At 67.4% G+C, this 12,054-nt stretch carries 11 protein-coding genes; 5 read left to right on the top strand and 6 right to left on the bottom strand.

The window, feature by feature from the left end; translation table 11 throughout:
• The first annotated feature begins 135 nt into the window (after positions 1–135).
• From ACQY46_RS07900 to ACQY46_RS07885, 4 genes are all read left to right on the top strand, one after another.
• Positions 136–444 (top strand): DUF1127 domain-containing protein, encoded by a 309-nt coding sequence (locus ACQY46_RS07900; RefSeq protein ID WP_428699708.1) that lies wholly within the window; start codon positions 136–138, stop codon positions 442–444.
• A 310-nt stretch (positions 445–754) separates the two neighbouring features.
• Positions 755–2,350, top strand: a complete 1,596-nt coding sequence (locus tag ACQY46_RS07895) for a DUF4173 domain-containing protein (RefSeq protein ID WP_428699707.1) — start codon at positions 755–757, stop codon at positions 2,348–2,350.
• A complete protein-coding gene (locus ACQY46_RS07890; RefSeq protein WP_428699706.1) occupies positions 2,328–3,005 on the top strand; it encodes a response regulator in 678 nt (225 codons plus the stop codon). Before ACQY46_RS07895 ends, ACQY46_RS07890 begins: the two co-directional genes overlap by 23 nt.
• On the top strand, positions 3,002–3,979 hold the full coding sequence (locus tag ACQY46_RS07885) for a sensor histidine kinase (RefSeq protein WP_428699705.1): 978 nt from the start codon (positions 3,002–3,004) through the stop codon (positions 3,977–3,979). The genes ACQY46_RS07890 and ACQY46_RS07885 overlap by 4 nt, the downstream gene beginning before the upstream one ends.
• Before the next feature lie 17 nt (positions 3,980–3,996).
• Here the strand turns inward: ACQY46_RS07885 and ACQY46_RS07880 are convergent, their stop codons facing one another.
• The 3 genes from ACQY46_RS07880 to ACQY46_RS07870 all read right to left on the bottom strand — a co-directional run bounded on the left by ACQY46_RS07880 (position 3,997) and on the right by ACQY46_RS07870 (position 7,102).
• A complete protein-coding gene (locus ACQY46_RS07880) occupies positions 3,997–4,779 on the bottom strand; it encodes a DUF937 domain-containing protein (RefSeq protein ID WP_428699704.1) in 783 nt (260 codons plus the stop codon).
• An 81-nt stretch (positions 4,780–4,860) separates the two neighbouring features.
• Positions 4,861–6,234 carry a glutamate--cysteine ligase gene (locus ACQY46_RS07875; RefSeq protein WP_428699703.1) on the bottom strand — a complete coding sequence of 458 codons (1,374 nt, stop codon included), beginning with the start codon at positions 6,232–6,234 and terminating at the stop codon, positions 4,861–4,863.
• 118 nt (positions 6,235–6,352) lie between these two features.
• Positions 6,353–7,102, bottom strand: a complete 750-nt coding sequence (locus ACQY46_RS07870) for a 16S rRNA (uracil(1498)-N(3))-methyltransferase (protein ID WP_428699702.1) — start codon at positions 7,100–7,102, stop codon at positions 6,353–6,355.
• 108 nt (positions 7,103–7,210) lie between these two features.
• Here ACQY46_RS07870 and xseA point away from each other — a divergent pair, with 108 nt between their 5' ends.
• Positions 7,211–8,659: an exodeoxyribonuclease VII large subunit gene (xseA, locus tag ACQY46_RS07865; protein ID WP_428699701.1), complete on the top strand. Its 1,449-nt coding sequence runs from the start codon at positions 7,211–7,213 to the stop codon at positions 8,657–8,659.
• Positions 8,660–8,735: 76 nt separating this feature from the next.
• Here xseA and ACQY46_RS07860 read toward each other — a convergent pair whose 3' ends face one another.
• The 3 genes from ACQY46_RS07860 to dctP form a co-directional block, all read right to left on the bottom strand.
• Entirely contained in the window at positions 8,736–10,103 is a 1,368-nt protein-coding gene (locus ACQY46_RS07860; protein WP_428699700.1) for a TRAP transporter large permease, read from the bottom strand.
• Entirely contained in the window at positions 10,100–10,747 is a 648-nt protein-coding gene (locus ACQY46_RS07855; protein WP_428699699.1) for a TRAP transporter small permease subunit, read from the bottom strand. Before ACQY46_RS07855 ends, ACQY46_RS07860 begins: the two co-directional genes overlap by 4 nt.
• 258 nt (positions 10,748–11,005) lie before the next feature.
• Positions 11,006–12,016, bottom strand: a complete 1,011-nt coding sequence (gene dctP, locus ACQY46_RS07850; RefSeq protein WP_428699698.1) for a TRAP transporter substrate-binding protein DctP — start codon at positions 12,014–12,016, stop codon at positions 11,006–11,008.
• Between the last annotated feature and the right edge of the window lie 38 nt (positions 12,017–12,054).

Here is a 12,054-nt window from a genome sequence, read left to right as displayed (position 1 = left end):
TCGAAAACATTCGTTTGTTAAATCTATCTCCCGGGCTTAATTTCTTCTCATACGAAACGACCAGAGGCGACGGCCCGCCGTCGCCAGCCAATACCAGGCTCCGGAACCCCGGGCGTCGGAAAGGAGACTGTTGCCATGACACAGGCATGCGATACCCAGACTGCCAGATCCTACCGCTTCTCCGCGAGCACCGTTGCAGCTGCCGCCGCGTCCAGCTTCTACCTCGCGCTGGCCGGCGCATGGCGACGCTACCGCAACCGGAAGGCCGTCTCCGGACTGCTCGAGCTGGACGAGCACATGCTTGCCGATCTCGGCGTGACGCGGAGCGACGTGGCCGCGTCCCTGCATGGCAGCGACTACATGGATCCGAGCGTTCAGCTCGCCCGCCTGCGCAACGAACGCCGTTCGTCGACGCTGTCCGCAAGGCGGATACGCCGTCGCTAGAGGCTTGACCCGCGGCTAGTTGCATCCCCGCAGCCTGCCGCAGGTCCCCGGAAGGGCCCCGCCTTCCTGACCTTCTTCGCACCGGGCCGGGTTGAAGACCCTCTCCCACCGCCCCGTGCCGAGGCCCTGTCGGCCCCTCGCCGACGCACCTTGCCCGCCTCTCCGGAGGCGGGCTTTTTTTGTGCCTCCGCCGGCATCTGCACAAAAGCTGCAGAACTCCTTCAGGCGAACTCCGCAATCGCCATGGCACGGGAATGCCGGCTGATCCGCCCGGATCGGTCCTGCCTCGTCCCTGCCGAAGGAACCTCCGATGACGCTTGCAGCAACACTGGACCGCAGCCTGCCACGCCTGCTGCAACGGGAGGGATGGTGGCTGACCTCGGCCGCCGCACCAGCCGGAGCGGATGCAGGAACGCCGGCGACGACGGCCGCCGCGCGGCCCGAGAGGCACGCAGACGTCTCGTCCGACGCGGACGAGGCACCCGCCGCCAGCCACGGACCTCCGGACGGCCGCTTCCGCTGGCCGTCGCAGGCAAGCCTTGCCGCACTGCTTGCCTGCGTGATCGCCGCGAACCTCCTGCTCTACCACCGTTGGCCGGGCCTTGCCTTCGTCCCGTTCGCCGTCATCGTCTTCCTCGCCGGCATCGCCGCCCTTCCGGGCCGCAAGATCCCGCGCGGGCCGGCGCTGCTGCTCCTGGCGAGCCAGCTGCCGCTGATCGAGTACCAGCAGCTGCTCGCCGTCGCCTTCGCCGTTGCCGGCCTCGCCGTCAGCCTCGTGTGGGCACGCGCCGCCGCAAGACCCGGAGCGGTGCAGGTCATCACCAGCGCGGCCCTCCTGCTGTTCTCGTCGGTGAAACAACCCTTCAGGGCGATCCGTTTCGCCTCCCTCGCCGTGCAGGCGGGAGGTCGGGGCAAGAACACCGGGACAGTGGCGCTGAAAGCAGCGAGCAGGCTCGCCTTCCCGATGCTGGGTGCAGCGGCGCTGCTGGTGCTGCTGGCCGTGGCCAATCCCGTCATCGAAGGCTGGCTCGACCGGTTGCTTAGCCTGGACATCCATGTCGTCCTGCTGTTGTGGCGGCTGGTGTTCCTGTCACTCGTCGCATCGCTGGTCTGGCCGTTCCTGGCTTGGTCCGGCGTCCTGCCGCCAATGCGGGTGACGGATGCCGGCGCGCCTGTCGGCCGCTGGCTCGGCCTCAATGCCGGCTCGGTGAGCCTGGCGCTCATTCTGTTCAACGCGATGCTGCTGGTGCAGGTCGGCACGGATGTCCGCTACCTGCTCGTCGGTGGCGAGTTGCCCGAGGGGCTCACCTATTCGGCCTATGCCCGGCACGGTGCCTTCGCGCTGATGGCGACGGCGATCCTGGCCGGCGCCTTTGCCGTGCTGGCGCGCCCGTTCCTCGGCGAACGGCCCGGGCTGCGCGGCCTGATGTATCTGTGGCTTGTCCAGAACCTGGTCCTGACGGCAGCGGCCGGATACCGCCTGTGGATCTATGTCGAGGCGTACGGGCTGACCTATCTGCGCATCCATGCAGCGATCTGGACGCTGCTGGTCGGCGTCGGCCTCGCCCTGATCGCCTGGCAGATCCGGCGCGAGCGCTCGGCGGGATGGCTGCTTGCGCGGATCGCGGCGCTGGCGCTGGCAACGCTCTATCTCTGCTCCTTCGTCAATTTCGGGCACATCATCGCCAGCCACAACATCGCCCGGCTAAAGGGCCCGGGCGAACCCGTTTGCGAGGCAGGCTATCCGGTGATGCCGAGCCATGCCCCCTCCAACGCACGGTGCAGGGCCTACGCGCCGCGTATCGGCAACTGGCGCAATTGGGACTTTCGCACCTGGCGAGCGATCGGTTATCTGGAGGCCGACAAGGTCCGGAGGCGCATGAATGAAAATCCTGGTCGTCGATGACGACCCGCACCTGCGGGACCTGCTGTCGATCACGCTGCAGCGCTCCGGCTTCGACGTGCTGACGGCAGCGGACGGCCAGATCGCCCTCACCCATGCGGCACGCGAACGGCCGGACCTGATCGTCCTCGACGTCGGCCTGCCGGAGATCGACGGGTTCGAGGTCTGTCGCAGGCTGCGCACGCGCTCCGAGGTGCCGGTGCTGTTCCTGACCGCACGGGACGAGGAGATCGACCGTGTGGTCGGGCTGGAACTGGGAGCGGACGACTACGTCACCAAGCCGTTCAGCCCGCGCGAACTCGTCGCGCGGGTTCGCGCGATCCTCAAGCGCGGGCAAGGGGCGGCCGCGCCGCGCCCGATGCGGCACGGGGCGCTCGAGCTCGATCCGCAGGCGCATGACTGCCGGCTGGGCGGCACCGCCATCGCCCTCACCTCGACCGAGATGCGCATCCTTGCCGCGCTTATGCAGGACCCGGGACGCACGGTGTCGCGGCAGCGGATCGTCGACATCGTCTGGGGACCGGCGAGCCAGGTGTCGGACCGTACGCTCGACAGCCATGTCCGGAACCTGCGCCAGAAGCTCGCTGCGGCCGGCGGCGGCGAGGCGCTGGAAACGGTGCATGGCGTCGGCATCCGCATGGGGGCTTGCGCGCCGTGACCCGCAAGTGGCGCCCCTCGCTGTGGCTTGTGCTGGGCGGCGCGCTGGCCGGGACGCTGGCGCTCTCGCTCGCCGGCATCGTGGCGCTGCGCTATCTCGGTCCGGAAATCGGCTTCCGCCACGCGGCGATCCTGCTGGCGGCGATCATCGGCCTGCTGACCGCCGTCCTGTGGCTGATGCTGCTGCGCGTCTTGCTGCGGCCGGTCGCCGCCCTTGCCGCCTATGCCGCCGCGATGCGGGCGCCGGGCCGCGAGGCGGTCGCCCCACCAAGCCATTTCGGCACGCGCGAGCTGCACGACATGGGCATGAGCGTGATCGACATGGCCGCGACGCTGAGCAATCGCGAGACCACCGTGCGCAGCTTCACCAATCATGTGACGCACGAGCTGCGCACGCCGATCTCGACGCTGCGCGCAGCGACCGAACTGCTGGAGGACAGCGCCGAGCTGTCGCCGGCCGACCGGCATCTGGTGGCCCAGATCCGCGGCGCCGGGCAGCAGCTCGACCGACAGATGGAGGCACTGCGCCAGATGGCGGCGGCCCGCGAGGCGGACTACCGCGGACGCACTGCGCTATGTGCCGTGATCGAGCGGCTGGCACCGCGCCACCCCGGTCTTCGGATCGTCCCGGAGGGCGAAAGGGCCGTGCTGCCGCTGACGATGGAGGGGGCGGAGATTGTCTTCTCGCATCTTTTCGGCAATGCGACCGGGCACGGAGCGAAGACGGTGAGCGTGGAAACGCGGAGCAAGGCAGGGCTTCTCGTCGTTGTGCGCGACGACGGGCGCGGCGTGTCGGCCGGCAACCGCGAGCGGATCTTCGAGCCGTTCTTCACAACACGGCGGGAGAGCGGCGGCACCGGCATGGGACTGCACATCGTCGCCAGCCTGCTGCGCGCCCATGGCGGACGGATTTCGCTAGAGCCGGCCGCTGCCGGCAGTGGCGCGGCGTTCCGGATCGAATTCCCGCAAACCTGACGCAGCGCGCCGGACCATCATTCCTTCTTACCGGAAGAGGCCTGCTCGAACAGGGTCTCGAAGCTGCGGATCTGCCGCTCCTGGATATCGCGGCCGAGCGACAGCCAGCTGTCAACCAATGCCGAACCGTCATCCGCAGCGGTGTCGTCGGCGGGTTCATCGCCAGGTCCAGGGTTGGGCCCGGACGCAGGCTCGGGCGAGACTTCCGGCGCGGGCTCCTCTTCTCCCTGGTGCGCCGCGACGCCGGTCGCTGTGGCGGCGCCGACAAGCCCGAGATAGCCATCCCAGAAGGAGCGCATCGCCTCCGTATAGGGCGCCATCATCCGCATCGGATTGGGAACCGGTTTCGGCCGGCCGCGCGCATAGCCGGCCAGGAACGCGTCGAGCAGTTCCCGTGCCGGACCGACGGTGAACCCGCGGGCCGCCTGGCCGAGCGCCAGCGTGGCGACGACCGGCATCATGGTCTCGATGCCCGGAAGTTCGAGCCCGGTCTGTTCGGACACATATCGGGCAACGGAGCGCTGGACCTCGGCCGGACCGAAGATCAGCGCCAAGGGCTCGCCGACAAGGCTGTCCGGCCCGGGCATGGCGGTTGCCCGCCCGGGACCCGGCAGAAAGGCAAGCAGCGCCTCGAAGGCGGACGGTGTGGCGGCGTAGCGGCGCATGCCGGCAAGGGCGGCGGGCATCAGGGCCCCGGCGGCCCGCGCGACATCGGCGTCGCGCCAGCCGAACTGGCGCTGCATGGCCTCGCTGACGGAGGCCGGATCGAAGGCGCCGAAGGTCGGGAATCGGTCGGTCATGATGCGCCTCTCCGCTTGGGTTGCCGCATCTTCCGACGTCCGTGCGGACGGGTCAAATGGCCCGTCCGCGCGCAACGGCCTTCAATAGGCGTAGGCCTGGTACACTTTCGACAGATCGCCACCCCATTCACCGTGATAGCGGCGCAGCATGACGTCGGCCGGCGTCATGCCGCTTGCCAGCGTCTCCTCGACCGCCGCCAGATGAACCCGCTCGTCCTGGCCGCCGTCATTCAGGCGAGCCCGGCGCTTCAGCCCCTCGCGGGAAAGCGCGACCATGTCCTTGGCGAGATCGCGGACGGTGCGATTACGGAACGGCGTCTCAAGCCCGAGGCGCGGCACCTCGTCGCGAAGATGCACGCGTTCCTCTTCGGTCCAGTCGCGGATCATCTCGCCTGCCTGGTCGAGCATCCCCTGGTCGTACAGAAGCCCCACCCAGAGCGCGGGGAGCGCGCAGATACGCCGCCACGGGCCGCCATCGGCGCCACGCATCTCCAGATACTTCTTCAGCCGGACATCCGGGAAAAGCGTCGACAGGTGGTTGTTCCAGTCGCCCAGGGTGGGGCGCGCGTCCGGGATCACGCCTTCGAGCGCGCCGTTCATGAAGGCGCGGAAGGTGGTGCCGGTAACGTCGTGATAGGTGGTGCCGCGCTTGACGAAATACATCGGCACGTCGATCGCCCACTCGACATAGGATTCAAAGCCGAACCCGTCCTCGAAAGCGATCGGCAGCGGCCCGGAACGGTCGTTGTCCGTGTCCTTCCAGATCTCCGCGCGGAAAGACTTGAAGCCGTTGACCTTGCCGTCGGTGAAGGGCGAATTGGCGAAGATCGCCGTGGCGACCGGCTGCAATGCCAGCCCGACGCGCATCTTGGCCCGCATGTCGGCCTCGGTGGAAAAGTCGAGATTCACCTGGATGGTCGAGGTCCGGTACATCATGTCGAGACCGAGCGAGCCGACCTTGGGCATGTAGCGCGTCATGATCTGGTAGCGCGACTTGGGCATGACCGGCACGTCCGCGCGGGCCCAGGTCGGCGTCATGCCGAGGCCGAGAAAGCCGATGCCGAGCGGCTCGGCGACCTGACGCACCTGGGCGAGATGACAGTTCGTCTCCCGGCAGGTCTGGTGCAGGTTGTCCAGCGGCGCGCCGGACAGCTCGAACTGTCCGCCCGGCTCGATGGAAATGGCGCCGCCACCGACCGGATCGGCAAGTCCGATGATCAGGCCGTTGTCCTCTATGCGCTCCCAGCCGAGCAGCCCTTCCATGCCCTTGAGGACGGCCTCGATGCCGCGCGGCCCCTCGTAGGGAATGGGGGAATTGTCGGAGAGGTTGAAACCGAATTTCTCGTGTTCGGTGCCGATGCGGAAATCGCTTTCCGGCTTGCACCCCGCCTCAAGTGTAGCGGCAAGTTCAGCAACCCCGGATACTGGGGTCGAATCAATGGTATCGCGGGCCATGAAGATGGGTTCCTTCGCGCTGTTGGCGCGCACCTTACTCAGGCGCCCGGATCAAAACAAACGCGTTTTTTTGTGATGATCGATCAATGTTCTGGGCTTGATCGCGGCGCAAAAGCGCCTATCGCCAGTCGCCGAGGACGGCCTGGACAACGGCAAGCGCGGCGACCGCAGCCGTGTCGGCACGAAGCACCCGGGGCCCGAGCGGCATCGGCGTGACGAAAGGAAGGCGGCGCAGCAACTCCCGCTCGTCTTCCGCAAAGCCGCCTTCCGGCCCGATCAGCACCGCAAGCGGCCCGCGTTCAAGACCCCGAAGCGCATCGAGGGGGTTCTGGCTCGCCTCGCCCTCGTCGCAAAAAACAAGCCGGCGTCCCGGCTCCGACGCCTCCCACCCCTGCAGCAGCACCTCCAGCGCGACAGGCTCGCGGATCTCCGGCAGGCCGAGCACGCCGCATTGCTCGCAGGCCTCGACCGCGTTGGCGCGCATCCGCTCCAGGTTGACCCGCGCCGACTGGGTGTGGCGGGTGATGACAGGCCGCAGGGCACCCGCCCCCATCTCGACAGCCTTCTGCGCCATGTAGTCGAGGCGCGCATGCTTCAGCGGCGCAAAGAGGTAGTGGAGATCGGGAAGCGGCTCCTGCGCACGGGTGAGCGCGCCCGCGACCAGGGACGCCTGCTTGCGTCCCTCCTGGCGGATCGCCGCGCGCCATTCGCCGTCCCGGCCGTTGAACAGCAGCACCTCGTCGCCATCCTTCAGCCGCAGCACGTTCAACAGATAATTCGACTGCGCCCGGTCGAGCGGAAGCGCCGCGCCCGGCCCGAGATCCGGCTCGACGAAAAGGCGCTGCATGCGGAATTCGTAACGGGGCATCGGGAAGCCGGTCCTCAAAGCTTGCGTGGACTTGCGGGCGCGCGGTCTTGACGGCGGGACCCGGGTACGGTCCCCTCCCAGGAACCAGACAGCGAATGGATACGAACCTTGTCCGACGACAGCAACATTGCCGAATACTCGGTGTCAGAGATTTCCGGCGCGATCAAGCGCACGATGGAGGACACGTTCGGCTATGTGCGCGTGCGCGGCGAGTTGGGGCGCATCTCGCGCCCCGCGTCCGGGCATATCTACCTGGACCTCAAGGACGCGCAGTCGGTACTCTCGGGTGTCATCTGGCGCGGCCAGGCATCGCGGCTGAAGATCCAGCCCGAACAGGGGCTGGAAGTGATCGCCACCGGCAAGATCACCACGTTCCCCGGCCAGTCGAAATACCAGATGGTGATCGATTCGATCGAGCCGGCCGGCATCGGCGCGCTGATGGCGCTGCTCGAGGAACGGCGCAAGAAACTCGCCGCCGAAGGCCTCTTCGCGGAGGCGCGCAAGCGCCCGCTGCCCTATCTGCCGCGCGTCATCGGTGTCGTCACCTCGCCGACCGGCGCCGTCATTCGCGACATCCTGCACCGGATCTCCGACCGGTTTCCACTGCATGTGCTGGTCTGGCCGGTGCGCGTGCAGGGCGAGACCTCGGCGCGGGAAGTGGCGAACGGCATCGAGGGTTTCAACGCATTGCAGCCGGGCGGCGCGATCCCGCGTCCCGACCTCATCATCGTGGCGCGCGGCGGCGGCTCCATCGAGGATCTGTGGGGCTTCAACGAGGAGGTTGTCGTGCGTGCAGCGGCAGCCTCGCGGATCCCGCTGGTCTCCGCGGTCGGTCACGAAACCGACTGGACCTTGATCGACCATGCCGCCGACCTGCGCGCGCCGACCCCGACGGGGGCCGCGGAGATTGCCGTGCCGGTGCGCGGCGAACTGATCGCCTCACTCGACGACCTTGCCCGGCGCACCATCTCCGGGCTGCTCCGGCTGATTGCCGGGCGGCGCACGGAACTCCGGGCAGCGTCGGCGGCCCTGCCCTCGCCGCGCGACCTGCTGGCGCTGCCAAGGCAACGGCTCGACACCTATGGCGAACGGCTTGCACCGGCCCTGCGTGCCGGGCTACGCGACAAGCGCGGGCGCTGCGATGCCGCCTCCGCACGGCTTTCCCCGCATGCCCTGTCGCGTGGCGTTTCGCTGGGGCGCGAGCGGCTTGCCGGGCTCGAGGCGCGGGCGCGGCGGGCGCATTGGCAGCGGCTCGCAACGGAGCGGGCACGGCTGTCCTCGTCGGTGAAACTGCTCGAAAGCCTGTCCTACAAGAACGTGCTGGGGCGCGGCTACGCCCTGGTGCGCGGCGGCGACGGCGAACCGCTGCGCTCGGCCACGGGAGTTGCGACCGGCGCGGCGCTTTCCATCGAGTTCGGCGACGAGACCCGGCTCGCCGCCGTTGCGGGCGGGGATGGCGGGCCGACACCTCCCGCATCGCAGTCCGCAGCGCCGCGCCCCAGGAAAAGCGGCAAGACGGCAAAGGCGGCGAGCAAGGGGCAGGGCTCGCTGTTCTGACCCCGCGCTTTGGACGGCACCAACGAAAAGGGGCGCCCGGCGGCGCCCCTTCGATGTTCAGGCTGTTGCCCGCCCCTTACATGATCGACGGCAGGAAGGTGATGATCGACGGGAAGGCGACGAGGCCGCCGATGGTCAGGATGTCGGCGACGAAGAAGGGCGTGCAGCCCCGGAACACTTCCTGCACCGGAATGTCGTCGCGCACCCCCGCCACGACGAAGCAGTTCAACCCGATCGGCGGCGTGATCAGGCAGAGCTCCGCCATCTTCACCACCAGGATGCCGAACCAGATCGCGCACATTTCACCGGACATGCCGAAGGCGCTGTCCGCCGCTGCGACGCTTTCCCCGCCGTTCAGCGCCATCACCGCCGGATAGACCACCGGAAGGGTGAGGATCAGCATGCCGATCGCGTCCATGAACATGCCGAGCAGCGCATAGACGCAAAGGATGAGGATCAAAATCAGCCAGGGCGAGAAGTGCAGCGACACGATGAACTGCTCGAACGCATCGGGAAGACCGGCGAAGCCGAGGAAGCGCACATAGACGAGCACGCCCCAGATCAACGTGAAGATCATCACCGTGAGCTTCGCCGTCTCGTGCAGGGCCTGCCAGAGCTGCTTGCCGCGCATGCCGTTGACGAAGGCCGAGATCAGCACCACGAAGGCGCCGAGCGCGCCGGCTTCCGTCGGCGTCGCGTAGCCGTAGTAGAGCGATCCGAAGATGATCACCACGACGGCGATGATCGGCAGGGTCCCGGGAACCGAGACGAAGCGCTGCTTCCAGGTGAAGCCGCCGACCGCCGGGGCATCGCCCTTCCACATCGCCATGCCGATGATGATCAGAACATAGACCAGCGCGGAGAAGATGCCGGGCAGGAAACCGGCAAGCAGCAGCTTCGCCACCGACTGCTCGACCAGGATCGCGTAGATGACGAGGATGGCCGAGGGGGGGATCAGCGAGGCGAGCGTGCCGCCGGCCGCGACAACCGCCGCCGACAGGCGCTTGGAATAGCCGACCGCAAGCATTTCCGGGATCGCCACGCGGGCGAAGACGGCGGCAGTTGCGACGGAAGCGCCCGACACGGCGGCGAAGCCGGCGGTGGCGAAGACCGTGCCGACCGCCATGCCGCCGGGCAGCCAGCCGAGCCAGCGCTTGGCCGCCTCGAAGAGCTGGCGGGTGAAGCCGGCATAGAAGGCGAGAAAGCCGATCAGGATGAAGGTCGGCAGCACTGACAGCGAATAGGTCACCGACTTCGAATGCGGAATGGTGCCGGCCATCTTCAGCGCAGTGACCACACCGCGCTCGAAACCCATCCGCATGGAGAAGATGGCGATCAGGCCGAGCGTGCCCACAAGGGCGGCGGCAAAGGCGACCCGCATGCCGAGCACGACGAGAACCAGCAGCAGGCCGGTCATGATGAGACCGATATCGAACGGGGTCATCGGCGCGTTCCTTCATTGCCGGAGGCATCGTCCGCATCGTCGCCGAGCGCTTCCTCGATCTCGTGTTTGGCAACCGATTCGACATCGCTGATCACCGGAACGGCGATCGGCTCGGCCGACGGGTCGCGCACCAGCCGCCAGTATCCGTAAAGCTGCAGGCTCAGGCGCAGCAGCAGCAGGGACAGCGCGACGGGGATGACCAGCTTCGACGGCCAGGTGGGAAGGCCGATGTCGATGGTGCTGTCGCCGAACGACCAGGACCGCTCGAAGTGGAACCAGGAACCGTAGATGAGGGCGGCGACGACGATCCAGATGCCGGTGATGCCGACCATCTCGGCGACCCACATGGCGCGGCCCGAGAGCTTGCCGAGCAGCAGTTCCATCCGGATGTGCCCGCCGACGCGCTGGCAATAGGCAATGCCCATGAAAGCGAACACGGCCATGGCCTGTTCGGTGATGTCGATGAAACCCGGCACCGGCCAGTTGAAGGCGTTGCGCCCGACGATCTGGACAACGGCCAACAGCATCAGCAGCAGGATGCTGCCGGCGGCGACGAGATTGAAAGCGTTTTCCAGACCGCGCAGCCATCCGTCGAAGCGGATATAGGTGCCCGGCCGGCCGCTTGGTGCGGATGGCGATGTCATGGCTAACTCCGGCCGTGCGGCCGCTCGTCAGGCGGGTGCCGGCACGCGCCCGCAAACAGCGGTGCTCGCCCGGCTCCGCTTGACGGAAACCGGCATCGCAGGCGGAGCCTGGCGCGCTGGTCCCATTGCGGGCGGTGAAACGGCTTCAAGGGTCTGGGCGGAACTCAGGTCACACGTGGTGCCGGCCGCAAGGCCGGGGCAATCCGTGCGGCGGACCGCCCGGGAATTGCCCAGACGGCCCGTTGCATCGGCGCGTGATCAGTTGAGCTTGGACAGGGCCAGGTCGAGAAGCTCCTGACCGGGAATGCCCTGGGCATTCATCTTCTGCACCCAGGCATCCCAGAGCGGCTTGCCGGCCTTCGCCTTGAACGCGTCAAGCTCTTCCTTGGTGAACTCGACCTTCTGGATCTTCATCTCGTCAAGCGTCGGGAACCACTTCTCGTAGACCTTGTCGTAGGTGGCAAGGTAGTGCTCCAGCGATGCGTCGACGGAGCTGTCCAGAGCCTCGCGGAAATTGTCCGGCAGGGCGTCATAGGCGGCGGCGCTGACGACGACCGGGCAGCTCACCGTGCCGGGGTTCATGTTGGTGGTCCACCAGTTGCCGGCTTCGACCGTCTTGAAGGACAGGTGCGCATGCGGCGCGAAGGACGCCGCGCGCACCGTGCCGGAATCGATCGCCTGGAATGTCTCCGAAGCGGTCACCGTGGTGGGAACCGCGCCGATGGTCTGCATGGCCTGGCCAATGCCGCCAAGCGCACGCACGCGCATGCCTTCGAAGTCCGACACCTTGGTGGGCACCTCACCCTTGCCGACGAAATTGTACTGCGGCATCGGCGAGGACATCAGCAGCTTGGCATCCCAGCGCATCAGGTCCTTGACCACGGCTGGGTGCGAATAGATCGCCTTGTCGAGCTCGATCTGCGTGGGCAGGTCCGGCACGCCGAGGAACGGCAGCTCGATAACGGTCAGGGTCGGGTTCTTGTCCTCGTGATAGGACGCGCAGATCTGCGCCATCTCGAAGGCGCCGATGGAGATGCCGTCGAGGTTCTCGCGCGACTTGGACAGGGCCTCGCCATAAGCGATGTTGAGGGTGAATTCGCCATTGGTCTTCTCGCTGACCAGCTCGGCGAGCTTCTCGATGTGCTCGGTGAAAGCGCGGCGCTTGCCCCAGACGGAAACGTTCCACTCGAGCGCCATGGTCTCGCTGGCAAAGCCAAAACCGAGAATAGTGGCCGTGCCGAGCACGACCAGCTTGCGGGAAATGTTCATGTCAGTCCTCCCAAGGATAATTTCCGGCCCGGCGGGTT

It is taken from the genome of Stappia sp., assembly GCF_965276915.1.
In the GTDB taxonomy this organism is placed as follows: Bacteria; Pseudomonadota; Alphaproteobacteria; order Rhizobiales; family Stappiaceae; genus Stappia.
The sequence above is the reverse complement of the archived record's forward strand: the minus strand, read 5'-3'. Positions and strand labels throughout refer to the sequence as shown.